Genomic DNA, 25,450 nt, shown 5'->3' with positions numbered 1-25,450 from the left:
ATGCCGCGGGCCTTTTCTTCAGGCGCTGCGTCGATCTGGTCGTAGGCCTTGGCTTCGCCGCCGAACTTGGCCGACAGCACCGTAGCGATCGCAGCCGTCAGCGTGGTCTTGCCGTGGTCGACGTGACCGATCGTGCCCACGTTGACGTGAGGCTTGGTGCGGGTGAATTTACCTTTTGCCATTTTTCGACTCCGAAAAAAACGTTTTCAACGTATGCAGATGGGTTGCAAAGCTGCCGCTGCAACCCCCAAAACTGGTGCCCTTTGCGGGAATCGGACCCGCGACCTCTCCCTTACCAAGGGAGTGCTCTACCACTGAGCCAAAAGGGCTTTTGTAACAAAGTTACGAATTCACATCGCCTCAACAACAAACCGGGCCTCTGGAGCGGGAGACGGGAATCGAACCCGCGTCATCAGCTTGGAAGGCTGGGGTTCTACCATTGAACTACTCCCGCATCGGGGGCACTTCAAGGCACCCAAAGCGCTAGATCCAATCGCTCTTAGAAACCAAATTCATCGCTGGTGGAGAGGGCTGGATTCGAACCAGCGTACTCGTTAGAGGGCAGATTTACAGTCTGCTGCCATTAACCACTCGGCCACCTCTCCGGCGAACCTCGAAATATAGCACGGTTTCGTGACTACCCAGAAATCCCAGCATCACAACAATGCGGAAGATCTGCCCGAGGACGAATCCTTCGATTATCAGCGAAGTTCAGGCCTCCGGCCGCTGAGCCTCTCGCCAAGCACGCGCTTCTCCGAAATGGCCGCAGCCGATGAACGGAACCGGCGGGCGCAACGCGGAAAGCGGCGACGGATGATTCGACATCAGCACCTTATGGCGCTCAACGTCAATCAACGCACGCTTACTTTGGGCATGAGCACCCCATAGCATAAAAACAACAGGTTTGGCGCCAGCCGAAACATGACGGATGACGGCGTCCGTCAGCACCTCCCAGCCCTTGCCGGCGTGGCTGGCCGGCTGCGCCTCTTCGACCGTCAGGCAGGTGTTGAGCAGCAGCACGCCGTGGGTCGCCCACTTCACCAGGCTGCCGCCCGGATCGGGAAACGGCGGCGGGGGCGTGCCCAGGTCGCGATGGAGTTCCTTGAAGATGTTGCGCAGCGACGGCGGCAGGGCCACACCGCTCGCCACCGAGAACGCCAGCCCTTCGGCCTGGCCGCGCCCGTGATACGGGTCCTGCCCCAGGATCACCACCCGGACATCGTCGGGCGGCGTCAACTCCAGCGCGCGCAGCGGCTGAGGCGGGAAGATCACGGCGCCAGCATCGAGGCGCTCTCGCAAAAAGCCCCGCAGCTTCTGCCCCACGGCACCCCTGAAAAAGTCATCGACCAGTGGCTGCCAGCCCGGCGCCACTGGCCAGTCCGCCGGGTCGCTGCTCGACAGCTGATCGGGCCGGCTCATTGGAACAACGCAGCGAGGGCCTCGCCGGGTTCCTTGGCGCGCATGAACGCCTCGCCGACCAGGAAGGCATTGACGCCCGCCGCGCGCAGCGTAGCGACGTCTGCGCGCGTGGCGATGCCCGACTCGGTCACCGGCAGGCGGTCGGCCGGCAGCCTGGGCAGCAGATCGATGGTCGCCTGGATCGACACCTCGAAGTTGCGCAAATTGCGGTTGTTGACCCCGATCAGCGCCGTCTTGAGCTTGAGCGCCCGATCGAGTTCGGCCGCATCGTGCACCTCGACGAGCACCGCCATCCCCAGGCCGCGCGCAATGGCTTCGTAGTCCTTCATCTGCGCGTCGTCCAGGCAGGCGGCGATCAACAGGATCGCATCGGCGCCCATCGCACGCGATTCGTACACCTGGTACGCATCGATGATGAAGTCCTTGCGCAGCACCGGCAGGTCGCACGAGGCGCGCGCCTGCTTCAGATAGTCCACGCCGCCCTGGAAGAACTGCTTGTCGGTCAGCACCGAGAGGCAGGCGGCGCTGATGGTGCCGTCGCCTTCGGCGTAGCTTTGAGCGATGTCCGCCGGAATGAATTCTTCGCGCAGCACGCCCTTGCTAGGGCTCGCCTTCTTTACTTCGGCGATCACCGCGGCGTGGCCGGCGGCGATCCTGGCGCGCAGCGCGGCTTCGAAGTCGCGCGTCAGCACGCGGCTTTCGGCGTCGAAGCGAACCGCTTCCAGCGGCGCGCGCTTCAAGGCCGCGGCCACTTCCTGGCGCTTGACGGCAACGATCTTGTCGAGGATGTCGGACATAACTTCGGTGTTCTCTCGGGTGACTGGGGACTCAGACGGTCGTGGAGGCCTGGACCAGCTCGGCCAGCTTGGCCTTTGCGGCGCCCGACGCAATGGCGCTGCGCGAGCGCTCCACACCTGCGGCGATGGAGTCGACCACGTTCGCCGCATACAGCGCAGCGCCGGCATTCAGCAAAACGATGTCGAGCGCGGGGCCCGGCTGATTGTCGAGCACCCCCAGCAGCATCGTCTTCGACTGCTCGGGCGTCTCCACGCGCAGCGCGCGGTTGCTCGACATCTGGAAGCCGAAGTCCTCGGGGTGCAGTTCGTATTCGCGGATCTCGCCGTCCTTCAACTCGCCCACCATCGTGGCGGCGCCGAGCGAGATCTCGTCCATGCCGTCGCGCCCGTACACCACCACCGCATGCTCGGCGCCGAGCCGCTGCAGCGCGCGCACCTGGATGCCCACGAGGTCGGGGTGGAACACGCCCATCAGGATGTTCGGCGCGCCGGCCGGATTGGTCAGCGGCCCGAGGATGTTGAAGATCGTCTTGATGCCGAGCTCCTTGCGCACCGGCGCCACGTTCTTCATGGCCGGATGGTGGTTCGGCGCGAACATGAAGCCGATGCCGCACTCCTCGATGGAGCGCGCGATCTGCTCGGGCTTCAGGTTGATGTTCACGCCCAGCGACTCGAGCACGTCGGCACTGCCCGACTTGCTCGACACGCTGCGCCCGCCGTGCTTGCTCACCTTGGCGCCCGCGGCGGCCGCGACGAACATCGAGCAGGTCGAGATGTTGAAGGTGTGCGAGCCGTCGCCGCCGGTGCCCACGATGTCCACGAGGTGCGTGGTGTCCTTCACGGGCACCTTGGTCGACACCTCGCGCATCACCTGCGCGGCGGCGGTGATCTCGCCGATGGTTTCCTTCTTCACGCGCAGGCCGGTGATCAGCGCGGCCATCATCACGGGCGAGCACTCGCCACTCATGATGAGGCGCACGATGTGCAGCATCTCGTCGTGGAAGACTTCGCGGTGTTCGATGGTGCGCTGCAGCGCTTCCTGGGGGGTGATCATGACAAGTCTCCTCGAGAGTGAATCAGCGGCCGATGCGAACGGCGGGCGCGTCGGTGAACGCGAGCTTGAGGCCGAAGCCGATGAAAAGAACGCCGGCCGCACGGTCGAGCCAGTGCATGCCCTTGCGCACCGCGCCGCGTTTCGCCATCCAACCCGCTGCCAGGGCCCAGCCCACATTCACGGGAATGGCGTTCAGGTTGAACAGCACGCCCAGCAGCACGAAGTACAGCGCCTTGTCGTCGGCGCCCGGCGCGATGAACTGCGGCACGAAAGCCAGGAAGAACAGCGCCACCTTCGGGTTGAGCACGTTGGTCCAGAAGCCGCCCATGAAAATGGCCTTGAGGCTGCGCTGCGCACCCGCCGCGACAGCCGCCTGGTCGATGTCGGCCGCCGGCGCCGGGCGCGACAGCACCATGCGCACGCCCAGGTACAGCAGGTACGCCGCGCCGACGTACTTGAGCACGGTGAAGGCCGCAGCCGATGTCGCCATCAGCGTGCCGACGCCCACTGCGGCCGCGAAGATGTGGACGAAGCAGCCCGCCGTGATGCCCAGCCCCGCCACGATGCCGGCGCGCACGCCGGAACGCAGCGAGTTCGCCACGACGTACAGCACGTCGGGCCCGGGCGTGAGGTTCAGCAGCCAGCCGGCGGCGATGAAGGCGAGCAGATGGGGCAAATCAGGCATCGCGTCCTCGCAGGGCTCAGGCGTTGAAGAAGGCGCGGATCGCGGCGACGGCCCGGTCGACGCCGGCGGCATCGACATCGAGGTGCGTCACGAAGCGCAGGCGGTACAGCCCCGTCGCCAAGATGCCCTGGCTGTTGAGGCTCGCGATCAGCTCCGAGGAGCGCGCCTGCGCGTCGCCCGTGAGATCGGCGAACACGATGTTCGTGTGCGGCGCCTCCACCGTCAGCCCTTCGATGCCTTCGAGCCCCTGTGCGAGCCGTTGCGCCAGCGCATGGTCGTCGGCCAGGCGATCGACATGGTGGTCGAGCGCATGCGACGCCGCCGCGGCCAGCAGCCCCGCCTGCCGCATGCCGCCGCCCGCCATCTTGCGAATGCGGTGCGCCCGCGTGATGAATTCGCGCGAACCGACCAGCGCCGAGCCGATGGGTGCGCCCAGCCCTTTGCTGAAGCACACCGACACGCTGTCGAAGCACTGCGCGATGCGGCGCGCTTCCGCACGGATGTCACTGCGGTTGTTCAGTGCAGCCTGCGCCGTGGCCGCGTTGAAAAGACGAGCCCCGTCCAGATGCCGCTGCAGTCCCTTGCGCTTGGCCAGGTCGGTCGCGGCCTGCACGTATTCGAAGGGCAGCAGCTTGCCGCCCAGCGTGTTCTCCAGCGCCAGCAGCCGCGTGCGCGCGAAGTGCGCGTCGTCGGGCTTGATGGCGGCTTCGATCTGCGCGACCGGCAGCGTGCCGTCGCTCGCATGGTCGAGCGGCTGCGGCTGCACGCTGCCGAACACCGCCGCGCCGCCGCCTTCCCAGCGGTAGCAGTGCGCCTGCTGGCCGACGATGTACTCGTCGCCGCGGCCGCAATGCGACAGGATCGCGCACAGGTTGCTCTGCGTGCCGGTCGGCACGAACAGCGCCGCCTCGAAGCCCAGCAAGGCCGCGATCTTTTCCTGCAGCGCGTTCATGCTCGGATCGGTGCCGAAGACGTCATCGCCCAACGGCGCCGCCATCATGGCCTCGCGCATCGCGGGCGTGGGTTGCGTGACGGTGTCGCTGCGCAGGTCGACGAGGGAGGTGCGATCGGTCATGGTGGCTCAGTCCAGGAAGTTCTTGAGCATGGCGTGGCCGTGCTCGGTAAGGATCGATTCGGGATGGAACTGCACGCCTTCGATGCGCACCTCGTGCGCGAATCCAGTGTGCCGCACCCCCATGATCTCGCCGTCATAGGTCCAGGCGGTGACGGCCAGGTCCTTGGGACAGCTTTCGCGCTCGATGGCCAGCGAGTGATACCGGTTGACGACGAACTTCTCGGGCAGCCCCGCGAACACGCCTTCGCGCGTGGTCGTGATCTCGCTGGTCTTGCCGTGCATCAGCTGCTGCGCGCGCACGATCCTACCGCCGAAGGCCGCGCCAATGGCCTGGTGGCCCAGGCACACGCCCAGAATCGGCAGCTGGCCCGCGAAGGCTTCGATGGCCGCCACCGACACGCCCGCCTCCGCCGGCGAGCAGGGCCCCGGCGACACCACGAGCCGCGTGACGCCCGAGGCGATCAGCTCGCCGATCTGCGCCACCGTGATCTCGTCGTTGCGATGCACCTGCACATCCGCACCCAGCTCGCCGAAGTACTGGACGATGTTGTAGGTGAAGCTGTCGTAGTTGTCGATCATCAGCAGTTTCATGGCTTGCTCACAATCCGGTGCACGCCCTTCACGACAGGGAACACGTTGAAGTTGATCAGCAGGCCCAGCTTCAGCCCCGACAGGCGCAACGCCGCGAGCACCTGCGCGCGGTGCAGGTCGGTCAGCACGTCGACCGCCTTGAGCTCCACGATGACCGACTGCTCGATCACGAAGCCCGCGCGGTACACATCGCCGAGCGAGCGGCCCTTGTAGCTGGCCGACAGCGCCACGTCGCGCGTGAAGCCGATCTCGCGCTCGGCGAGCTCGATGGCCAGCGCCGCGGCATAGGCGCCTTCGTCGAGCCCCGTGCCGAGCACGCGCTGCACCTCGACGGCGGCGCCGATGATCTCGTGCGAAAAGTCGTTCTGAATATCAGGTGCAGTGCTCATTCCAGGCCTTCCTCGACCAGTTCGGCGGCGCGCAACAGTGCGCGTGCCTTGGCCTCTGTTTCTTTCCATTCCAGCTCGGGCACCGAGTCGGCCACCACGCCGGCCGCGGCCTGCACGTGCAGCATCTGGTCCTTCACGATGCCGGTGCGGATGGCAATGGCCACGTCCATGTCGCCGGCATAGCTGATGTAGCCGCAGGCGCCGCCGTAGAGGCCGCGCTTGGTGGGCTCCAGCTGGTCGATGAGCTCCATCGCATGCACCTTGGGCGCGCCGGTCAGCGTGCCCGCCGGGAACGTGGCCTTCAGCACGTCGATGGCGGTCATGCCGTCCTTCAGCGTGCCTTCCACGTTGCTCACGATGTGCATCACGTGGCTGTAGCGCTCCACCGCGAAGGCCTCGGTCACCTTCACGGTGCCGGTCTTGGCGATGCGCCCGATGTCGTTGCGCGCCAGGTCGATCAGCATGACGTGCTCGGCGCGCTCCTTCGGGTCGTTGATGAGCTCTTCTTCCGCGGCCTTGTCGAGCTCGAGCGACGCGCCGCGCGGGCGCGTGCCGGCCAGCGGCCGGATGGTGATCTTCTGCTCGCCGTCGCTCGTGTTCTCCTGGCGCACCAGGATCTCGGGCGAGGCGCCCACCACGTGGAAGTCGCCCAGGTGGTAGTAGTACATGTAGGGCGAGGGGTTGAGCGAACGCAGCGCGCGGTACAGCGACAGCGGCGACTCGGTGTAGCGCTTGCTGATGCGCTGCCCCACCTGCACCTGCATGAAGTCGCCGGCGGCGATCATTTCCTTGGCGCGCTCCACGGCCGCGATGTAGTCGGCCTTGGCGAAGCTGCGTTCGGGTGGATGCGCCTGCGTGGGCTTGACGACGGGTGCACTCACCGAGTACTTGAGCTTGTCCTTCAACTCGCGCAGACGGCGCTTGCCCGTGGCATAGGCTTCGGACTGCTTCGGGTCGGCGTAGACGATGAGGTACAGCTTGCCCGACAGGTTGTCGATGACCGCCAGTTCCTCGCACTGCAGCAGCAGGATGTCGGGGCAGCCCAGCGTGTCGGGCGGGCAGCTCTTCTCGAGCTTGCGCTCGATGTGGCGCACCGTGTCGTAGCCGAAGTAGCCCGCCAGGCCGCCGCAGAAACGCGGAAGGCCGGGCCGCAGTGCGACCTTGAAGCGCTTCTGGTACTCGGCCACGAAGTCGAGCGGGTTGCCCCGCGCGGTCTCGACGACCTGCCCGTCGGTCACCACCTCTGTCAGGGCCTCCTCGCCGAAGCCCGAGGCACGCAGCAGCGTCTTCGCGGGCAGGCCGATGAAGCTGTAGCGCCCGAAGCGCTCGCCGCCCACCACCGATTCGAGCAGGAAGCTGTGCTTGCCGCCGCCCTGCGAATGGGCCAGCTTGAGGTAGAGGGACAGGGGGGTTTCGAGGTCGGCAAAGGCCTCGGCCATCAGCGGAATACGGTTGTATCCCTGGGCGCTGAGGCTCTTGAATTCAAGTTCGGTGATCACGGATTCGTTCTCCAGTTGCCAGACGGCGCGCCTTCGGCCGGTGGCAAGGTCATTCACTGGTGGTCCGGCATCTGTGGCGAGCCGGAACCGCGGGCGCACGGCGTGCGCCGTGCAATCAAACAGTCAGCGAAGTATGGCTACGCCAGGGCCAGGCTCCCCGGCTGCCTTCACCTGTTTGAATGATGTGATGAACGAACATGGAGCGCGGAGTTTAGCCCACGAAAACGAAAAAGGCGCGCAACAAGGCTGCCATTGGCGGTCTTCAGGGTTCCCCCGAAGGCTGCCACGTAAAACAAAAAGATACATTCGCACGACCGTTCGCAAAACTCCAAGGAGACTCCCCGTGCCCGCTCATTCGCTCCCGACCGTGTGTGCCCGCCTCATCGTGGCGGCTTGCCTTGCAACCGCCTTCGGCGCGTTCGCCGCGCAGGTCGACGTGGCCGGCGTCAAGCTTGAAGACCGCATGGACCTGCGCGGCACCGCCCTGCAGCTGAACGGCGCGGGCGTGCGCTACAAGGCCATCTTCAAGGTCTACACGGCCGGCCTGTACGTGGGCCAGAAGGTGTCCACGCCCCAGGAAGCGCTGGCGGCGCCCGGCCCCAAGCGCGTGGCGATCACCATGCTGCGCGACATCGACGCCAACGAACTGGGCAAGCTCTTCACCAAAGGCGTGGAAGAGAACTCGCCCAAGAGCGAAATGGTCAACCTCATTCCGGGCCTGCTGCGCATGGGACAGATGTTCGCCGACCAGAAACAGCTCAAGACCGGCGACACCTTCACCATCGACTGGCTGCCCGGCACCGGCACGCTCATCACCGTGCGCGGCGTGCCGCAGCCCGACCCCGTGAAAGAGCCGGCCTTCTTCAATGCGCTGCTGCGCATCTGGCTCGGCCCGAACCCGGCCGACTGGAAGCTGAAGGACGCGCTGCTCGGCATCAAGCCCTGACCGGCAACGCCGGCGACTTCAGAGGTCGGCCAGCGAATCCACGAAGCCGTCAGCATCCACGCTGCGCACCGGCTCGCCGTGGTTGTAGCCGTAGGTCACGAGCACCACCGGGCAACCCGCCGCCCGGGCTGCGCGCGCATCGTTGCTCGAGTCGCCGACCATCAGCGTGCGCGCGGGTGCGCAGCCCAGCGCCTCGCAGGTCTTCAAGAGCGGCAGCGGATCGGGCTTCTTGCGCTCGAAGGCATCGCCACCGAACACCAGCTCGAAGAATCCATCGAGCCCTTTCACGGCCAGCAAGGGCTTGGCGAACGACGCCGGCTTGTTGGTGAGGCAAGCCAACCGCAGGCCTCGCGCGCGCAACGCCTTCAGGCCTTCGATCACACCGGGGTACACAGCCGAGTGCTGCCCGTTGATGCCGAGGTAGTGGTGCTGATAGCGCTCCCACGCGCGGTCGAACAGCGCCCTCGCCTTCGCATCGGCGCCTGCCGCGCCGTCAGGCGTCATCACATGCACGAGCGCAGAATGAATCAGGTGCTCCGAACCCTTGCCCACCATCCGCTCGATGGCGGCAGCCGACACCGGCGGCAGTTCGAGGTCGCGCAGCATGCGGTTGAGCGCCTCGGCGAAATCGCCGAGCGTGTCGACCATGGTGCCGTCGAGGTCGACGATGGCGGCGTCGAAGCGGGAGTGGTCGAAGCGCATGGAGTTCAAAACAGAAAAATGGAGTTGCGAAAACGATCCCGCACTTTACCGAGCATCGAAAAATGGCGTTTGAAACATTTCGAAGACCCGACCGAGAGGAGAAGGTGCCGGCCCGAATTCGGACTGTGCAACGGCACCAATTTTCAGCGGCGACCCACGCCCTCGGCGGCCACGAATCGGCGCTCGCGCATCCACTTCGTCATGACCCACTTCTCGCCCCGGGTCACGTTCGCGCTGGCGTGCAGCGACCTCGCATCGACGCGGCCGTTGTCGTCGCAGTACTCGAAGTAGCAGGCATTGCCGCGAATCGGCGAGACCGCAAGGCCCAGTTGCGGGAAGACGGTCTGGCCGCCGTCCGGCACTTCGTTCAGATAGGTCACCAGGGTGCTCACGCGCTGACCGCTTCGCGCGATGGATTCACGGTTGGCGGCGTTGGTCGGCGCCAGATAGTCGTGGTGAGGTTCGCTGCCTGCACCGGTGGGGTAGTACAGCACCTGCAACCCCTCGCCGTTTTCCAACGGAAGGTTCATCAGCATCGAGAGGCGTCGATCGAGGCGAGCGACCAGGTCGTTTTCCTCGAGGCGAAAAAACATGCCCCAGCTTGCGCGCTTGTCGCTCACCACATCGCGGCCGCTCATCGGATCGACCAGGGTGGAAGGCTGCAGGCGCGGCCGCGCCATGTCGATGATGGACCTGCATTCGTCGGCGTCCACGACGTTGCCAAGCGCGGCAAAGACCGGGTCTTCGCCACGCGAGTGCACGGCGATCTCACGGTCGCCCGTCAGGATCCGCGTGCCCGGCGCGAGCCGCGCCGCGGGCCTGGAAGAGGCCTCGTCGGGCAGTTCGATGGCGTCGGCCGGCATGGCCACGCCGCGTTGCCGCGCCTCGACGAAGGCCGCGACGATGGCCTGCGCGGGCCGCTCGTTCATGCCCTGCACGCGCATCGTGGCCACCAGCGACTGTGGCGCCTGGCCGGCGTCGAGGTTGCGCGTGACCCAGCGGCCGAGGTCTGGCGAGAAGCGGACGACGGTGCTCATGGGTGCACCCTTGGCGCGGCACTCATGAGCGCGTCACACCGGACCCGCGTGAGCGACCCAGCCCTGGTCGCCGAGCGCGAATCCCTGGCGCAGCTGCAACTTGCCGCCCGCGCCGTTCATGATGCGCGTGACCATCGGGAACACGCGCTGCGCGTCGGCGTCCTGCATCCACGGCGCCGGGTCGACCTGGTAGGTGTAGCTCACCACCGCCAGCTTGTGTTGTGCGTCGGAAGCATCGAGCTTGACGTCGACGATCTTCTCGCGCTTGAGATGAGCCACGCAGAAGTCGTTGGCGTGTTCGGTGCCGCGGGCCGCTTGCACGCGCGGCTTGTAGAACTTGCGGCCGGCCTCGGTGAGTTCGAATCGCTTGACTGCGCCGTCCGGGTTCTCGGCGCTCTTCGGCGCGGGGACGATGGTGCTGTGCACCAGCCCCAGCTGTTCCATCACCGGAAACTGAACGGCATGGCGCGCACCTGAACCGGCCTCGGCTTCGGTCAGGTCGATCGGCCAGTCGAACATGGCAAGGCAGAGGTCGCCGCTCCGGGCCAGGTAGTCGTCCAGCGGGGCCGCGAGATTGTCGGCCGTGGGTGCCTTGGCATCGTTGCCGGTGCCGCATGCGGCCAGCGCGCAGACCATGGCGATGCCGGTCAGGGCCTTGATCGAAGTCCGGGTGCGTCGGCTCGGGCGGGTAAAGCGGAAATTCATGCGGTCTCTTGTTGATTGATGGGTGACGGTGGCGGGCGGCGTGACGATCGCGGCCTCAGTGCGCATCGAGCTCGTCCGCAACCCAGCCGTGCCGCGTCAGGTGAACGCCAAGGCGCACCTGCATCGTTCCTTCGCGCTGGATGGCGCGCGCCAGCAACGGGAAGGCTTGCAGCACCTCGGGCGTTCCAGCCCAGGGCTCGGGTGCGATGCGGTACGTGAAGAGCAGCGAGGTCGCGGTACGGCCGTCGCGTGTTTGCGGCGGATCCCAGCCGATCAGGCGATCCAGGCTCAGCGTGGCCGCGCAGAAGTCGGCCGGGTGCGTGAGCGTCTGCGTCGTCGTACGTATCACCACGGGCACCTGCAGGTAGTACTTGCGCCCTGCATCGGTCAGCGCGTATTCACGGGCTGGCACGGTCGCCGTGGTGTCCTTGGTGGTGGTGGCGACGACATCCTTGCCGGTCACCAGGCCCAGCTTCTCAAGCACGGGCATCTGCTGCGCATCGGCTTCGTGCGATCCGGCCGCGACCGTGATCGGCCATTCGTATTTGGCCAGGCACACGTGCCCGCGCTGGGCGAGGTAGTCGTTCGTCGTCGCGGTGAAGTTCCCCCGGTTCGCAAAGCGCGCCTGCTCGTTGTCGCAACCGGCGAGCGAGGCCAGCAGCATCAGCAGCAACGCGGCGCCACCGACGCGGCGCGCGAGGGCTGGGGCTCTGTTCGCCTTCACTTCACGCACCTGCCGGTGGTCGGTGGGGTGGAGGGAGGCTGGTAGCCGTCGCTCAGCACGCCCAGGAAGCAGACCAGGTCGGCGATCTGCTGCGGGGTCATGACCGGTGGGGAGCCGGGCTGGCGCGGCTTCGTGCCGCTGGCAAGCGTCTTGTCGCCGCCCTCGCCGGTCCCCATCGGCAATTCCTCGTCGATGCTGCCTTGCTGCACTTGCGGCAGGTCGTTGAACTTGTCGACCGTTGCGCCCGGCACGGAGGTGGGCTGCAGCGCCCAGCCCGGGTTGGCCTGCTGCTTGCCGGTGCCGTCGGCACGCGCCGGATACCAGTACTCCGGGTTGGTGTCCCGCGTGTTGTAGAAGTTGACGACCTGGTCCAGCGAATGGAGCACGCCATTGTGGAAGAAGGCGCCGCGCGTCGCCACGTTGCGCAGCACCGGCACCTTGAACATGCCGCAGTACGGGTGGGGCGTGTCCGGCGTGGCGGGCGTGTAGTCGGTGCGGTAGGGGCCGCAGAGGCCCATGTCGAAGTATCTGGGGTCGTCGTTGGCCGGAATCGGATCCGGGTTGTTCGGGATCGACCTGTCGTTGCGCGGCGCACCCAGGGCCTGGTAGGTGAAGTCGGTCATCAGGCCGGAGTTGCCGTTGAAGTTGGCGCCCGTGTAGTGGCAGCCCGAGCAGTTGGTGACGCCGGTGCTGTGAAACAGAACCTCGCCGCGACGCTCGGCTGGCGTCAGCACGCCACCGATCTTGTTGAAGACATAGAGGTCGTATTTGCTGCTGTACGGGTGAAAGCTCAGGTCTTCGGTCTCCAGCGCCTGGATCGCGCGGCCCAGGGCGTCGAAGGCGGCATCGGTGTCGTCGAACACATCGGCGCCGAACGCCTGCTTGAACAGGCCGGCATAGGTGCTGCCCTGAACCACCTTCACGACCGCTTCCTTGGAGGTGTTGTTCATCTCGAGCGGGTTGAGCAGCGGCATCCCGGCCTGTGCCGCCAGCGTCGTCGCGCGGCCATCCCACATGAAGCCGCCACCCGGCGAGCTGGAGGTCACGCCGTCGGGGTTCGGTGCGTCCTCGCTGAAGGCCGGCGTCGATTCCCTGTAGCGCAACGAAGGCACGGCGCGCGCGCCGGTCTTCGTGACATCGGAGCCCAGCTGCACCGAGATGCTGTTCGGCGGACCGTAGGCGTATTGCGGGTCGTGGCAGCTCGCGCACGACATGTTCTTGCCGCTCGACAGGTTCTTGTCGAAGAAGGCCAGCTGCCCGACCTGGGCCTGGGTGCTCAGGACCTGCTTGCGCGGGCCGGAGGTGCTTGCCGCCGCCGTGGCGTTCTTGCCATCGCAAGCCGTCAAAGCCAACAGCGCTACCGAGAGCGCCATGACGAGCGGGACCATCTTGTCCGTGACCAGATTCATCAAAAGGAAAATCGCTTCATGCTGCGCCGCGGGGGCCCGCAGGCGAGACGCCTCGCGTCCGGCCCCCGAACCCTCCGCGGCTTTTCTGTCGTCTGTCTGTCTGGCCGGTCTTCGCTTTACTTCGTTGCCCAGACGCTGCTCTGGCTCGCGTCGGCACCGACCTGCGGCGTGATCTGGCCTTCAAGCTTGCCCGTGTCCGGGTCCTGAACGCCGACGATGTCGTTCGCGTACAGCTTCTGCTTGTAGTTGGCCGGGATCACGTAGGCATGGTTGATCGGCCGCACCGAGTCGAAGTGCGTGTCCGCGCTGTTCTGGTATTCCGGCAGCGCAAGGATGTTGGCCGTGATGAACGCTTCCGAGTACTTGGCGCGGTTCAGGTACGTCGCATCGACAGCCGGGTCGGCAAGCTGGAACATGTCCTGCAGCGTCCGCACGAACGAGAAGTGGCTGTAAGCGTCGCTGTCAGCAACCTTCTTCTTCGCCGTGCCCACGTCCTGCTGGTTGGTGAGGATGCCGAAGATCGAATTGCCGTGGCCGAAATTGCCCCCGGCGTAGTTGGCCGGCGGCGTGGTGGCGGTCGCCTTGCCGCTTGCGTCCACGGTCACCGGTGCGGCGCCGGAATTCGGGCCGCCCGCGTTCCAGCCGCAGCACGAGCCGTTGCTGCCGCCTTCGCCTTCGTCGAACATCACGACGATCGCAACGCGCTTGTTCGGGTTCTTCCACAGCGCCGAGTTCTGGATCGCCTTGACCGTCATGCCCAGGTAGATGTCGGCACGCTTGATGTTGGGGCCCTGGCCGTCGTTGCCGCCCTGGCAGCTCGTGTCGCTGCCGACGCCGTGCATGTCGTCGCACTGGTCCGGAACGATGAAGTTGATGTTGCCCACATCGCCCGCGGCCAGGTCCTTGGTGAACTGGTCGTAGACCCAGCCGCTCGGAACCTGGTAGGCCGTGGTCTTGAGCCAGTCCGCTTCCTGGTACTGCGTGCCGAAGATGGTGCGGTTGGTGGCCGCGAACTCGGGCAGCTTGCGTGCTTCCTGGAAAGCGATCGACGGGCCGTGCTTGACCTTGTACAGCCCGTTCACCACCGCGAAGTTGGGCGTGCCGACGAGGGCGGGAATGGCGGAGCCGTCCAGGTTGGTGACGCCCTTCAGGCGGCTCGTGTCGTACGTGGCGACCACGCTGGTGTCGGCAATGCTGTCGGCGCGCACGTCCTGGCCGGGGTTCATCGACTCGCTGTAGGTGCGGATCGTGCGGCCCGTCCTGGACATCAGCGTGAACAGGTTGTCGCCGGGGACGTTGTGCACGGTGCCGCCGGTCGGGGTGTCGCCGCAGCTCGTGCTGGCCGCGCTGTAGCCGGCGCGGTGGGCGCTGGTCGCCGGCGGGAGCTTGGCCTGCGCGGGCAAGGGCTGGCCGTCGGAGGCCGTTGCACCGGCGAACGCAACGTCGGTGACCGCATACGGGCCGACAGCACCGCAACCGAACCAGTTGTCGTCGTGGATGCCGAAGTCGTCGCCGCCGCCCAGCGCGGTGTAGTTCGGCTCGGACGGGTTGCCGGTCGAATAGTACGTGCTCAGTTGGTTGTAGTTGTTCAGGATGTGATTGACGTTCACAGCCCGCGGGTTGCCGACGATTGCATCGGTCGACTTGTTTTCTTCGACGATGACGAAGATGTTGTCGTACGCCGGCACGCCTTCCACGTTGAAGGCCGCCTGCTGCGCCTGGGCAAAGGTGATGGGCGCCTGCTTTTGCAGCGGCCCCGTGGGGGTGGCCTTGGTGCCGTCCGCGTTGGTGAGCGTCGCGCTCGACAGTCCGGCCAGGCGGGGGTCGCCGCCCAGGACGGCCAGGTTGTCGGGGAACAGGTCCTTGCGGTCGAGCTTGGCCGTCGCATAGGTGTAGCGGTTGGTCAGCTCGTTGTCTTGGTACAGCGCGGCGTACTGGGTGGCGCCGCTCAGGGTGTTCACGTCCGCGAGCGGGTCGCTGAACTTGGCGTCGCCCAGATTGAAGGCCGGGCCATTCATGCGTGCGACGAGGTTGGCCTTTTCGGCCGCATAGCTGCTGCCGTTGGCTTCCACCAGGCGTTGCGCTTCGCTCGACAGCGGGCTGATGACGATCTTGCCCGCGCCCTGGTCGGCGATCTGGTCGGTCGAGGCGCGCAGGATGAGGTGGCTGGCCACGGCGGCGCCGGTGGCGGTGTTGGTCGCGCTGGTGCCGATGTCGGCGACCAGCGGTCCGGTGCTGGTGGTCGTCAGCGTGAACTTGCCGCTGGCATCGGTGGTGGTCGAGGTTTCGCCGCTGTCGAGCACGCCGTTGCCGTTGGTGTCGACGAAGACCGTGGCCTTCTGGTAGTAGCCGGCCTTCAGGGTCGGGTTGCCCGTGGTGCTTCCCGGCGCGTAGCCGCTGGCCGCGACCACGCCGCTGAGTGTCGTGCCGGCCGTGCTGGCGGGCGGCGTGCTGATCGGGAAGAAGCCGCTGTTTCCGTCACTCCCTCCCCCACAAGCGGCGAGCACGCAAGCCGCAACTGCCGTCAATGACGTCAGCAAAACTCTTCTTTCGAAAATCATCATATAGGTTGGGAAGTTGGTTATGGATGGTTTTGACCGGCCTGCATCGGACTGCGGGCATCGTGCGTTTTGAATGCAAAACGCCACATCGAGGAGAAATGTAGGAATTGCGAATGACGTCTTTGTGTCAAAAAACGGCGCCGCCGCTCGCTAATTCATTGCTAATTCTTCGCTAATAAATGGAGGCGCCATCGCCCCCATCCAATTCCCGCTCCGCATTTGACTGACCACTGACTGATTTCAAAATTAGATGGGAATTAGCATGCCCACTGGAGGCGAATTCCGAGCAAATTCGGCTTGCTTCTGCCGGCAGGCGCTGCCTCGGTCGACCGGCCACACTTGAGGCTGTCGATGGAGGTGCTCCGCCTGAGCTCTATTCCGCGCGGGTATTTCTGTCGAATGAATGCGCAGTGAACTTGAACGTGCCGCCTCGGGCACGATCAATACCGATATGCACATTGAGGGACCCCCGCGCGGCGCCCACACGACCGACCGGTGTGGAACAACAGCCCGCAGGCGTGTCTTGCACTCCATTGCTTGATGCTTGCGGCAACCCCCGTGCAATCAACGTAATTCCCGAACCGTGCTGCGACATCCCGGGTGGGGGTAGATGCCAAAAGAGTTCAAAACGGGATTTGAGAGTTGCCGCCGAAGTTGATGCGCGCACTGGTCGTCGCAACCCGGCCAGGCCCGCGCCGGAAACTTTTACCGGCGTTCAGACACCTACAGGCCGTACCTGTCTCGCGCAAACGCGCCGGACACCCCTTCACCGCCTTGCCCATGCAAGGCCCATCCACGAGGAATACTCCATGCGTCTGACGACCAAGGGCGGCTTCGCCCTGACAGCCATGATCGATGTCGCGCTGCGCGAGAGGGACGGCCCCGTGCCATTGGCATCGATCAGCCAGCGACAGCACATCGCCCGTTCCTCGCTCGAACTGCTGTTCAGCAAGCTGCGCCAGCATGCCCTCATCAAGGCGACACGCGGGCCCGGCGGCGGCTACACGCTGACGCGCAGGGCTTCGGAGATCACCGTGGCCGACATCCTGGCGTCGGTCGATGGCCAGGTTCCGGCGGACGCCGACACACCCCCGCGTGACAGCAAGCAGGACGCGGCCGAAGTCGGCTGCTACTCCACCGAAGCCCTCTGGGCCTCCGCCAAGCACCACGTGATGGAGTTCCTCGGCTCCGTCACGCTGCAGAGCCTGGTCGACGACCAGCTCGCCAAGGGTCTGCGCGTCGACGACGAACCGACGCGCAAGAAAGCGTCGCCTGTGCGCACCGAGCCCAGCCTGCGGCATGTGAACGCGCCGAACTCGGTGTTCGCATGGAACGGCGTGTTCGCCAAGCGCTGAAGAAGAAAGCGCCATGAACGAAATCTCTCTTTGCATCTTCGGCTTCTCCGCGCTCCTGCTCTACCTGGCATGGCGCGAACGGGCCGGCGCGAACACCCGCGACGCCCGGCTGCTGGCGGGTGCCGCCGGCTTCTCGGGCATTGCGGGCGCTGTCGCAGCCGTCGCGGCCGTGGCCGAGTGACGGGCTGAAGCACAGACGCAGGCTGCCCCGCGCAGTCTCAGCGCAGCGTCGCGTGCGGGTGCAGCGGATGCGCCAGCGTGTCCGCAATCAGGCGCAGCGCCTGGTCGCACTGTTCGCGCGACATCGGCCCGCCCAGGCAGATGCGCACCGCATCGGGCGGGTCGCCGTCGGTGGAAAAGGCCGCACTCGCCACCACCCCCACGTTCTGCGTGCGCAGGTACGACGCGAACTCCACCGGGCTCCAACCGGGCGTGAGCGGCAGCCAGGCATGAAAGCCCTCGGGGTGCGCCTGCAACCCGCTGTCGCCCAGGTAGCGCATGGCCAGCAGCTGCCGCGCCGCCGACTCGGCGCGCACCGCCTGCAGCATCTCTTCGGTGCTGCCGTCTTCCACCCACAGCGTGGTCAATGCATTGGTGATCGGCGAGGCCATCACGGTGGTCGCGCGCATGGCGCCGGCCAGCCGCTGCGACTGCACCACCGTCGGCGAGCACACATACGCGCTGCGCAGCCCGGCGCCGAAGCACTTGGAAAACCCGCTCACGTAGTAGGTGAGCCCCGGCGCCAGCGTGGCCAGTGACGCGGGCGTCTGGCGCGGCAGCATGCCGTAGGCGTCGTCCTCGATGATCGGCACCGCGTAGCGCAGCGCCACGTCGGCCAGCGCCTCGCGCCGCGCGCGCGACACGGTGGCCGCGGTCGGGTTCAGCAGCGTGGGGTTGCAGTACAGCGCCTTGGGCTTGAGCGTCTTGCAGGCGTGCTCGAAGGCGTCGGCAATGGGTCCGTCGTCGTCCATCTGCAGCGCATGCAGCTGCACACCCAGCTGCGCCGCGATGGCCTTCACGCCCGGGTAGGTGAGCGACTCCACGCAGATCAGCTCGCCCGGGCGCGCCAGCTGCGAGAACAGCGCGGTCAGCACCGCATGGATGCCGGGGCACACCAGGATGCGGTCCACGCTCGCATGCGGCACGAAGGGCCGCAGCCACTGCATCGCCACCTCGCGGTCGTGCGCGGTGCCGCCGAAGTCCTGGTAGCGCAGCAGGTCGTGCAGATCGAGCTGCGCGAAGGCCTTGCTGGCGCTGTCGTGCAGCCGCGCCATCAGGTGCGCGTCGTCGGGCTCGGGCGGCATGTTCATCGTCATCTCGGCGCCGCTGCCGCCGCGCAGCCGCAGGCTGGGGCTGCCCGAGCGGATGAAGGTGCCGGTGCCCGCGCGCGAGTCGATCAACCCGCGCTTGCGCGCCTCGGCGTAGCCGCGCGCCACCGTCGTGTAGTTCAGTTCCAGGTCGCTTGCGAGTTCGCGCAGCGTGGGCAGGCGGTCGCGCACGCCCAGGCGGCCGGTCTTGATGTCGTCGGCGATCAGGTCGGCCAGCAGCAGGTAGGCCGGCTTGGCGGTGGTGCGCAACTGCCTGCGCCAGTGGGCGGTGATGGTAGGCATCGGGGAGGGTCCGGCAAGTTGATTGCATTCATTGATTGCATCTGGCCGCCCATCAACACGCAGGAATCGCGCCGGGATTCATGGCCGCCAGAGGGCGAAGGCGCCGGAAGAATGCTTCGATGCGGTGCGATCAACCCCATTGATCGGGTGCATTGATCGCACGGGACATGCGTCGTCCCGGTGCGAAACGGTCTGCCTCTTCCCACACAGGCCGGGCAATTTCGGGCGCCGCAAAAAATTTTGTCGCCACGCGGCCCGCACCGCCGCTCATTGATCGCGACTTGATCGCACGGCCGCCTCCGGGCGCTGGCACATCGCCTGCGATGAGAAAGGCACGCAAGACCTGCGTACCCCTCACCCAACCCGGAGTACCCCATGCCCAAAGTCACCCGCCCCCGCAACGAAAAAGGCGAGTTCCTTGTCGACTACGAAGAGAAGGTGTTCGAAGACGTCAAGGCCGAGCCCGGCGAGAAGGCGCTCGTCACCTTCCACACCGTGGCCTTCGAAGGCTCCATCGGCTTCGTCAACCTGCTGCAGGCCACGCGCCTGAAGCGCAAGGGCTACGACACCTCGGTGCTGCTGTACGGCCCCGGCGTGACGCTGGGCGTGCAGCGCGGCTTCCCCACGCTGGGCGACGAGGCCTTTCCGGGCCACCAGAACTTCAACAAGCAGATCGTCAAGTTCATGGAAGAAGGCGGCAAGGTCTACGCCTGCCGCTTCGCGCTGCAGGCTTTGTACGGCCACGGCGAAGGCGCGCTGATCGAGGGCATCAAGCCCATCAACCCGCTCGACGTGCTGGACATCGTGCTGCTGCACAAGAAGGCCGGCGCGGTGATCCTCGACACCTGGACCTTGTAAGGCAGGACAAGGAGATGGCTTCCACCCCCCGCATCGTGCGCGCCGCCGCGATCCAGATCGCGCCCGACTTCGAGCGCCCCGACGGCACGCTCGAGCGGGTGTGCAGCGCCATCGACGAGGCCGCGGCCAAGGGCGCGCAGATCGCGGTGTTCCCCGAGACCTTCGTGCCCTACTACCCGTACTTCAGCTTCGTGCTCCCGCCGGTGCTGCAGGGTGCGCCGCACCTGCAGCTGGTGGAGCGCGCGGTGGTGGTGCCCGGCCCCGTCACGCAGGCCGTGGCCGAGCGGGCGCGCGCGCGAAACATGGTGGCGGTGCTCGGCGTGAACGAGCGCGACCACGGCAGCCTCTACAACACGCAGCTGGTGTTCGACGCCGACGGCACGCTCGCGCTCAAGCGTCGCAAGATCACGCCCACGTACCACGAGCGCATGGTCTGGGGCATGGGCGACGGCGCGGGCCTGAAGGTGGTGGACACCGCCGTCGGCCGCGTCGGCGCGCTCGCCTGCTGGGAGCACTACAACCCGCTCGCGCGCTACGCGCTGATGGCGCAGCACGAAGAGATCCATTGCGCGCAGTTCCCCGGCTCGCTGGTCGGACCGATCTTCGCGGAGCAGATGGAAGTGACCATCCGCCACCACGCGCTCGAGTCCGGCTGCTTCGTCATCAACGCCACCGGCTGGCTCACCGACGAGCAGATCCGCAGCGTCACGCCCGACCCCAACCTGCAGAAGGCGCTGCGCGGCGGCTGCCACACGGCCATCGTCTCGCCCGAGGGCAAGCACCTCGCCGCGCCGCTCACCGAGGGCGAAGGCATGGTGGTGGCCGACCTCGACATGGCGCTGATCGCCAAGCGCAAGCGAATGATGGATTCGGTCGGCCACTACGCGCGGCCCGAACTGCTGTCGCTCGCCATCAACGACCGGCCGGCGCAGACCACCGTGCCGATGCACGCCACGCAACCCTCAGTTCAACGGAGCCCAGACCATGACCACCACGACCGCAACGACGACACCCCAGGACAGCCGGCAACTGATGACCGAGCTCCAGTCCTTCGGGTTGCGGCTGGTTGACCCGTCAGCAGGCGTTGCAAGCCGCCGCGGCGGCGCCGGGCCTTCGGACCACAAGGCCGTGACGGTCGACGGCCACACGATCATGGTGCCGGTGCACACCTCCACCGCCTGGCACTCGCCCTTCACCGCCGAGGCGCCCGACGCGCAAGGCATGAGCCGCGTGATGCGCGGCAGCATCCCCATTGCCAGCATCAGCTTTCCGAAGCAGCCGCGCTTCTACGCCATGCAGACCTTCGACGGCGTGCCCTACTCGCACATCGCCACGCTGCACGGCAGCGACGTGCTGGCCACCACCGTGCTGCAGACCTGCATCCGCTACGAGAGCCGCAGGAAGAGCTGCAAGTTCTGCGCGATCGGCCAGTCGCTTGCGGCCGGCCGCACCATCGCGCGCAAGACGCCGGAACAGCTCGCCGAGGTGGCGCGCGCCGCTGTGCTGCTCGACGGCGTGAAGCACATGGTGATGACCACCGGCACGCCCAACGCCACCGACCGGGGCGCGGCCATCCTCTGCGAGAGCGCCTTCGCCATCAAGGCGGCGGTCGACATTCCGATCCAGGGCCAGTGCGAGCCGCCCGACGACGACCAGTGGTTCCACCGCATGAAGGCCGCTGGCATCGACACGCTGGGCATGCACCTCGAAGTGGTCACGCCCGAGGTGCGCGAACGCCTCATGCCGGGCAAGGCCAGCGTGCCGGTGTCGCGCTACATGAGTGCCTTCGAGGCGGCGGTGGGCGTGTTCGGCCGCGGGCAGGTCAGCACCTACATCCTGGCCGGGCTGGGCGACACGCGCGAGGCCATCCTCGACATCTGCGACCAGCTGCTCGCGCGCGGCGTGTACCCGTTCGTGGTGCCCTTCGTGCCGATCAGCGGCACGCCGCTCGAAGACCACCCCGCGCCCACGCCCGAGTTCATGAGGTCGCTGCTCGCGCCGCTGGGCGAGCGCGTGGTGGCCGCGGGCCTGCGCTCGGGCGACATCAAGGCCGGCTGCGGCAAGTGCGGCGCCTGCTCGTCGCTGTCGATCTACGAAAAAGAAGGCGAAAGCTGACCATGCTGTGCATCGACGACCTCTTCGAAATGGCGGACCACTATGCGCCCGTCGAGTACCTGGTGCGCGAAGCCGCGCAGCAGTGGGAGCGCGACGAGGCCATGGCGCTGCGCCGCGCGGTGTTCTGCATCGAGCAGGGCATCTTCGCGCGCGACGACCGCGACGCCACCGACGACCATGCGCGGCTGCTGGTGGCCATGTCGTGCAACGGCGGCATGCCCGAGCAGGTGGTGGGCACGGTGCGCATCCACCGCGGCGAGGCAGCGGGCGAATGGTGGGGTTCGCGGCTGGCCGTGCACCCCGCGTTCCGCAGCCAGGGGCACCTGGGCGCCACGCTGATCCGGCTGGCCGTGTCCCGCGCCCACGCCCTGGGCTGCGAGACCTTTCTTGCCCAGGTGCAGCTGCAGAACGTGCCGCTGTTCAGGAAGCTCGGCTGGCAACTGCTGGCAGAGACCCAGGTGCATGGCCGTGCGCATGCGCGCATGCAGGCCGACCTCGGCTGGTACCCGCCCTGCCACGACCCCGTGAGCGGCTTCGTCACGCGCGCGAAGGTGGCGGCATGACCGAGCCCGCGAACGTCCACGCCATCGCCGAAGCCCTGCGCGCCACGCGCGGCTTCGCCCACAAGCGTGACATCAGCGACGTGGTGGCCGCGCTCGGCCGCTCGCTGCCCGGCGGCCATGCCGCGCTCGCCCAGGCCGTGCCCATCGGCGACGACTGCGCGGCCATTCCCGACGGCCACGGCGGCTACCTGCTGTTCGCCATCGAGGGCCTGGTCGAAGACTTCATCGTGCGCATGCCCTGGTTCGCCGGCTACTGCGGCGTGATGGTCAACGTGAGCGACATCTACGCGATGGGCGGGCGTCCGACGGCGGTGGTCGACGCGCTGTGGAGCACCGGAATGAACCCTGCGGACGACGTGCTGCGCGGGCTGGCCGAGGCTGCCGTGCGCTACGGCGTGCCCGTGGTGGGCGGGCACAGCAACAACCGCAGCGAGCGACCGCAGCTGGCCGTCGCCATCCTCGGCCACGCACGCAAGCTGCTCACCAGCTTCGACGCGAAGCCCGGCCACCTGCTGGTGATGGCGGCCGACCTGCGCGGCGCGTACGAGGAGCCCTTTCCCTACTGGAACGCCTCCACCCGGGCGCCGGCCGCACGGCTGCGCGCCGACCTGGAGCTGCTGCCCCTGCTGGCCGAAGACGGGCTGTGCGGCGCGGCCAAGGACATCAGCATGGCCGGCGCCGTGGGCACGGCCCTGATGCTGCTCGAATGCTCCGGCGTGGGCGCGCGCATCGACCTCGACGCGCTGCCCCGGCCCGACGGCGTGCCGCTGATGCGCTGGCTCTCGTCGTTCCCGAGCTACGGCTTCGTGCTGAGCGTGGCACCCGCGCAGGTGGCCACGGTGCTGGCGCGCTTTGCCGCGCGCGACATCGCCTGCGGCGTGATCGGCGAGGTCGACGCCACCCGGCAGGTGCGGCTGCGCCAGGCCGGTGACGAAGCGCTGCTCTGGGACTTCGGCCGCGACGCCTTCATCCAGCCGCCCGCCATGACCGAGACCCTGCCATGCCCGTGATGCACTTCCACGTGCGCTGGCCCGACGCCAGCGAGACCCGCTGCTATTCGCCTTCGCTGGTGGTGCGGGAGTACCTGACACCCGGCCAGCGCTACGCCCTGGGCGACTTTCTGGCGCGCACGCGCGAGGCGCTGGGCATCGGCTCGGAGCGGGTGCGCGCCAGGTACGGCTTCGCCTGTTCGCAGGCGATGGACCAGCTCGCCGAAATCGAGCACATCGCCGCGCGCTTCGCCCCGTCCGCCGACGGGGCCGACGCCGAAGTCACCGTCGTCGCCTTCGACTGACGTCCCTCCCCTCCAGAGAAAGAAGCACCCCATGTCCCATCCCACCCCCCCCTCCTTTCCCTACGGCGGGCGCAGCCACTACAGCGTCGTCATCGTCGGCGGCGGCCAGGCCGGCCTGTCGCTGAGCCACGGCCTGCAGCAGCGCGGCATCGACCACCTGGTGATCGAGAAGCGCAGCCTGGTCCACACCTGGCGCACGCAGCGCTGGGATTCGTTCTGCCTGGTCACGCCCAACTGGCAGTGCCAGTTGCCGGGCTGGGGCTACCTGGGCAGCGATCCGCACGGCTTCATGGTGAAGGACCAGATCAACGAATGGCTCGCCGGCTTCGTCGAACATGTGAAGGCGCCGGCCATCGAGGGCGTGACGGTCGAGCGGGTTTCGCGCGTTCCCGGCGCCGGCGAGCGCGAGCGCTTCAGCGTGCAGACCGACGCCGGCACCTACACCGCCGACCAGGTGGTGGTGGCCTCGGGCGGCTACCACCGCCCCATCGTGCCGCGCCTGGCCGAGAAGCTGCCGGCGCACGTGGCGCAGTTCCATTCGGCGCAGTACCGCAACGCGGCGCAGTTGCCCGAAGGCGCCGTGCTGGTGGTGGGCTGCGGCCAGTCGGGTGCGCAGATTGCCGAAGACCTGCACTTGGCCGGACGCAAGGTGCACCTGGCCACCGGCCGTGCCCCGCGCTGCGCGCGCTTCTACCGCGGCCGCGAAGTGGTCGACTGGCTGGCCGACATGAAGTACTACGACATGCCCGTCACCGAGCACCCGCTGCGCGAGGGCGTGCGCGACAACACCAACCACTACGTGACCGGGCGCGACGGCGGGCGCGACATCGACCTGCGGCGCTTCGCGCGCGAAGGCATGGAGCTCTACGGGCTGCTCGAAGGCTTCGACGACGGCAGCTTCGCGCTGCAGCCCAACCTGCGCGACAACCTCGATGCGGCCGACGACACCTACAACCGCATCAACGCCTCCATCGACCGGTACATCGCCGCCCAGGGCATCGAGGCACCGCCGCCGTCGGTCTACACGCCGGTTTGGGAACCGCAGGAAGAGCGCACGCGGCTCGACCTCGCCGCGGCGGGCATCACCAGCGTGGTGTGGTGCATCGGCTTCTCGCCCGACTTCGCCTGGGTGGATGCGCCGGTGTTCAACGGCCGCGGCGCGCCGGTGCATGTGCGCGGCGTGACGAACGAAGCCGGCCTGTACTTCCTGGGGCTGCCGTGGCTGCACACCTGGGGGTCAGGCCGCTTCTCGGGCGTGGCGCGGGACGCGGAGTTCCTGGCGCAGGCCATTGCGCAAAGAAAAGAGGGAATGCGCGCGAACGCCACCCACGGTGCCGCCTCCGCACCGGTCGCCGAACTGCGCGCAGCCTAGGCCTGCTGCGCCTCGGTCAGCGCCTGCGCCGCCACCACCGCCTCCGTGCGGTTGCGCACATTGAGCGCGCGGAAAATCGCGGCCAGGTGGATCTTCACGGTGCCTTCGCTGATGCCCAGGCTGCGCCCGATCAGCTTGTTGGGCTTGCCCTGCGACAGCAGCTGCAGCACCTCGACCTGGCGCTCGGTGAGCACATTGCGCAGGTGCTCCAGCGTCTGGAAGCCGCCGCCGTTGCGCGCCGGCGGTTCGGCGCCCACCTGCGGCGACACGCCGGCCACGATGCCCGGCGGCAGCGCCGTGAGCATCATCGGCGGCACGTACACCCCGCCGGCCAGCACCAGCCGCACGGCCGAAAGCATCACCTCGGGCGAGTAGGCCTTGGGAATGAAGCCGAGCACGCCGCGCTCCAGCGCGCTGCGCATGATGGCCGGGTCTTCGTAGCCCGACAGCACGATGACCGGCACGGCCGGATGGCGGCGGCGGATGGCGTCGATGTGGGCCTGCCCGTCGGCGCCGGGCATGTTCAGGTCGATCAGGGCCAGGTCGAGGTCGTCGGTGGCGCCGGCAAGCAATTCGTCGACGCTCATCGCCAGAACGAATTCGATGCCGGGCTCCAGCTCCGACAACTTGGCTTTGACCGCCTCGAGGACGAGCCTGTGGTCGTCGGCGATCAGGATTTTCATGGCAGTT

At 67.2% G+C, this 25,450-nt stretch carries 27 protein-coding genes and 3 tRNA genes; 10 read left to right on the top strand and 20 right to left on the bottom strand.

Annotated features, from left to right (window positions below; all coding sequences use genetic code 11):
- The 12 genes from AC1DJH_RS17615 to trpE form a co-directional block, all read right to left on the bottom strand.
- Positions 1-182: GTP-binding protein (locus tag AC1DJH_RS17615; RefSeq protein ID WP_478186549.1), on the bottom strand; the 182-nt coding region annotated here is incomplete at its 3' end.
- A gap of 72 nt (positions 183-254) precedes the next feature.
- Positions 255-329 (bottom strand) — tRNA-Thr (locus AC1DJH_RS17610).
- Positions 330-380: 51 nt separating this feature from the next.
- A tRNA-Gly gene (locus AC1DJH_RS17605) sits at positions 381-454 on the bottom strand.
- 65 nt (positions 455-519) lie between these two features.
- Positions 520-605 (bottom strand) — tRNA-Tyr (locus AC1DJH_RS17600).
- 106 nt (positions 606-711) lie between these two features.
- Complete coding sequence (locus tag AC1DJH_RS17595; protein WP_478186548.1) at positions 712-1,419, bottom strand: uracil-DNA glycosylase; 708 nt, start codon at positions 1,417-1,419, stop codon at positions 712-714.
- Positions 1,416-2,216 (bottom strand): indole-3-glycerol phosphate synthase TrpC, encoded by an 801-nt coding sequence (gene trpC, locus AC1DJH_RS17590; protein ID WP_478186547.1) that lies wholly within the window; start codon positions 2,214-2,216, stop codon positions 1,416-1,418. Before trpC ends, AC1DJH_RS17595 begins: the two co-directional genes overlap by 4 nt.
- Before the next feature lie 31 nt (positions 2,217-2,247).
- Positions 2,248-3,270 carry an anthranilate phosphoribosyltransferase gene (gene trpD / locus AC1DJH_RS17585; protein WP_472120483.1) on the bottom strand — a complete coding sequence of 341 codons (1,023 nt, stop codon included), beginning with the start codon at positions 3,268-3,270 and terminating at the stop codon, positions 2,248-2,250.
- 22 nt (positions 3,271-3,292) lie between these two features.
- Entirely contained in the window at positions 3,293-3,955 is a 663-nt protein-coding gene (locus tag AC1DJH_RS17580; protein WP_472120482.1) for a LysE family translocator, read from the bottom strand.
- A gap of 16 nt (positions 3,956-3,971) precedes the next feature.
- Complete coding sequence (gene ltaE / locus AC1DJH_RS17575) at positions 3,972-5,030, bottom strand: low-specificity L-threonine aldolase (RefSeq protein WP_478186546.1); 1,059 nt, start codon at positions 5,028-5,030, stop codon at positions 3,972-3,974.
- Positions 5,031-5,036: 6 nt separating this feature from the next.
- Positions 5,037-5,621, bottom strand: coding sequence for an aminodeoxychorismate/anthranilate synthase component II (locus AC1DJH_RS17570; protein ID WP_472120478.1), 585 nt, complete (start codon positions 5,619-5,621; stop codon positions 5,037-5,039).
- Positions 5,618-6,010 (bottom strand): GxxExxY protein, encoded by a 393-nt coding sequence (locus tag AC1DJH_RS17565; RefSeq protein ID WP_354359134.1) that lies wholly within the window; start codon positions 6,008-6,010, stop codon positions 5,618-5,620. The genes AC1DJH_RS17570 and AC1DJH_RS17565 overlap by 4 nt, the downstream gene beginning before the upstream one ends.
- Positions 6,007-7,509 carry an anthranilate synthase component I gene (trpE, locus tag AC1DJH_RS17560; RefSeq protein ID WP_478186545.1) on the bottom strand — a complete coding sequence of 501 codons (1,503 nt, stop codon included), beginning with the start codon at positions 7,507-7,509 and terminating at the stop codon, positions 6,007-6,009. Before trpE ends, AC1DJH_RS17565 begins: the two co-directional genes overlap by 4 nt.
- Positions 7,510-7,852: 343 nt before the next feature.
- On the opposite strand from trpE, the gene AC1DJH_RS17555 reads away from it, so the two are divergent.
- Positions 7,853-8,455, top strand: coding sequence for a chalcone isomerase family protein (locus AC1DJH_RS17555; RefSeq protein ID WP_478186544.1), 603 nt, complete (start codon positions 7,853-7,855; stop codon positions 8,453-8,455).
- 18 nt (positions 8,456-8,473) lie between these two features.
- On the opposite strand, the gene AC1DJH_RS17550 is transcribed toward AC1DJH_RS17555, so the two are convergent.
- The 6 genes from AC1DJH_RS17550 to AC1DJH_RS17525 all read right to left on the bottom strand — a co-directional run bounded on the left by AC1DJH_RS17550 (position 8,474) and on the right by AC1DJH_RS17525 (position 15,593).
- Positions 8,474-9,157, bottom strand: coding sequence for a phosphoglycolate phosphatase (locus AC1DJH_RS17550; protein ID WP_478186543.1), 684 nt, complete (start codon positions 9,155-9,157; stop codon positions 8,474-8,476).
- A 143-nt stretch (positions 9,158-9,300) separates the two neighbouring features.
- A complete protein-coding gene (locus tag AC1DJH_RS17545; RefSeq protein ID WP_478186542.1) occupies positions 9,301-10,194 on the bottom strand; it encodes a 2OG-Fe(II) oxygenase in 894 nt (297 codons plus the stop codon).
- A gap of 33 nt (positions 10,195-10,227) precedes the next feature.
- Positions 10,228-10,899, bottom strand: coding sequence for a hypothetical protein (locus tag AC1DJH_RS17540; protein ID WP_478186541.1), 672 nt, complete (start codon positions 10,897-10,899; stop codon positions 10,228-10,230).
- A gap of 55 nt (positions 10,900-10,954) precedes the next feature.
- Positions 10,955-11,623, bottom strand: coding sequence for a hypothetical protein (locus AC1DJH_RS17535; RefSeq protein WP_478186540.1), 669 nt, complete (start codon positions 11,621-11,623; stop codon positions 10,955-10,957).
- Positions 11,620-13,032, bottom strand: a complete 1,413-nt coding sequence (locus AC1DJH_RS17530; protein ID WP_478186539.1) for a cytochrome-c peroxidase — start codon at positions 13,030-13,032, stop codon at positions 11,620-11,622. The genes AC1DJH_RS17535 and AC1DJH_RS17530 overlap by 4 nt, the downstream gene beginning before the upstream one ends.
- Before the next feature lie 116 nt (positions 13,033-13,148).
- A complete protein-coding gene (locus AC1DJH_RS17525; protein WP_478186557.1) occupies positions 13,149-15,593 on the bottom strand; it encodes an alkaline phosphatase family protein in 2,445 nt (814 codons plus the stop codon).
- A gap of 809 nt (positions 15,594-16,402) precedes the next feature.
- Here AC1DJH_RS17525 and AC1DJH_RS17520 point away from each other — a divergent pair.
- Positions 16,403-16,948, top strand: a complete 546-nt coding sequence (locus AC1DJH_RS17520) for an Rrf2 family transcriptional regulator (protein WP_435488229.1) — start codon at positions 16,403-16,405, stop codon at positions 16,946-16,948.
- A 13-nt stretch (positions 16,949-16,961) separates the two neighbouring features.
- On the top strand, positions 16,962-17,129 hold the full coding sequence (locus tag AC1DJH_RS17515; RefSeq protein WP_478186538.1) for a hypothetical protein: 168 nt from the start codon (positions 16,962-16,964) through the stop codon (positions 17,127-17,129).
- A 37-nt stretch (positions 17,130-17,166) separates the two neighbouring features.
- Here the strand turns inward: AC1DJH_RS17515 and AC1DJH_RS17510 are convergent, their stop codons facing one another.
- A complete protein-coding gene (locus AC1DJH_RS17510) occupies positions 17,167-18,558 on the bottom strand; it encodes an aminotransferase-like domain-containing protein (protein WP_478186537.1) in 1,392 nt (463 codons plus the stop codon).
- A 375-nt stretch (positions 18,559-18,933) separates the two neighbouring features.
- On the opposite strand from AC1DJH_RS17510, the gene AC1DJH_RS17505 reads away from it, so the two are divergent.
- The 7 genes from AC1DJH_RS17505 to AC1DJH_RS17475 are packed head-to-tail and all read left to right on the top strand — an operon-like array spanning position 18,934 to position 24,760.
- Positions 18,934-19,416 carry an MSMEG_0572/Sll0783 family nitrogen starvation response protein gene (locus AC1DJH_RS17505; RefSeq protein ID WP_108142592.1) on the top strand — a complete coding sequence of 161 codons (483 nt, stop codon included), beginning with the start codon at positions 18,934-18,936 and terminating at the stop codon, positions 19,414-19,416.
- Between the two features lie 14 nt (positions 19,417-19,430).
- Entirely contained in the window at positions 19,431-20,486 is a 1,056-nt protein-coding gene (locus AC1DJH_RS17500; RefSeq protein ID WP_478186536.1) for a Nit6803 family nitrilase, read from the top strand.
- Positions 20,449-21,531 carry an MSMEG_0568 family radical SAM protein gene (locus tag AC1DJH_RS17495; protein ID WP_478186556.1) on the top strand — a complete coding sequence of 361 codons (1,083 nt, stop codon included), beginning with the start codon at positions 20,449-20,451 and terminating at the stop codon, positions 21,529-21,531. The genes AC1DJH_RS17500 and AC1DJH_RS17495 overlap by 38 nt, the downstream gene beginning before the upstream one ends.
- A gap of 2 nt (positions 21,532-21,533) precedes the next feature.
- Entirely contained in the window at positions 21,534-22,094 is a 561-nt protein-coding gene (locus tag AC1DJH_RS17490; RefSeq protein ID WP_472120461.1) for an MSMEG_0567/Sll0786 family nitrogen starvation N-acetyltransferase, read from the top strand.
- A complete protein-coding gene (locus AC1DJH_RS17485) occupies positions 22,091-23,104 on the top strand; it encodes a sll0787 family AIR synthase-like protein (RefSeq protein ID WP_472120460.1) in 1,014 nt (337 codons plus the stop codon). The genes AC1DJH_RS17490 and AC1DJH_RS17485 overlap by 4 nt, the downstream gene beginning before the upstream one ends.
- Positions 23,095-23,388: an MSMEG_0570 family nitrogen starvation response protein gene (locus AC1DJH_RS17480; RefSeq protein WP_478186535.1), complete on the top strand. Its 294-nt coding sequence runs from the start codon at positions 23,095-23,097 to the stop codon at positions 23,386-23,388. The genes AC1DJH_RS17485 and AC1DJH_RS17480 overlap by 10 nt, the downstream gene beginning before the upstream one ends.
- Positions 23,389-23,419: 31 nt before the next feature.
- Positions 23,420-24,760 carry an MSMEG_0569 family flavin-dependent oxidoreductase gene (locus AC1DJH_RS17475; protein ID WP_478186534.1) on the top strand — a complete coding sequence of 447 codons (1,341 nt, stop codon included), beginning with the start codon at positions 23,420-23,422 and terminating at the stop codon, positions 24,758-24,760.
- Here the strand turns inward: AC1DJH_RS17475 and AC1DJH_RS17470 are convergent.
- Entirely contained in the window at positions 24,757-25,443 is a 687-nt protein-coding gene (locus AC1DJH_RS17470; protein ID WP_435488221.1) for a response regulator, read from the bottom strand. The two genes, AC1DJH_RS17475 and AC1DJH_RS17470, sit on opposite strands and share 4 nt — an antisense overlap.
- Positions 25,444-25,450 lie beyond the last annotated feature (7 nt).

The organism is Variovorax sp. 10N412, from assembly GCF_056394985.1.
This window is presented reverse-complemented; position numbering and strand designations above follow the sequence as displayed.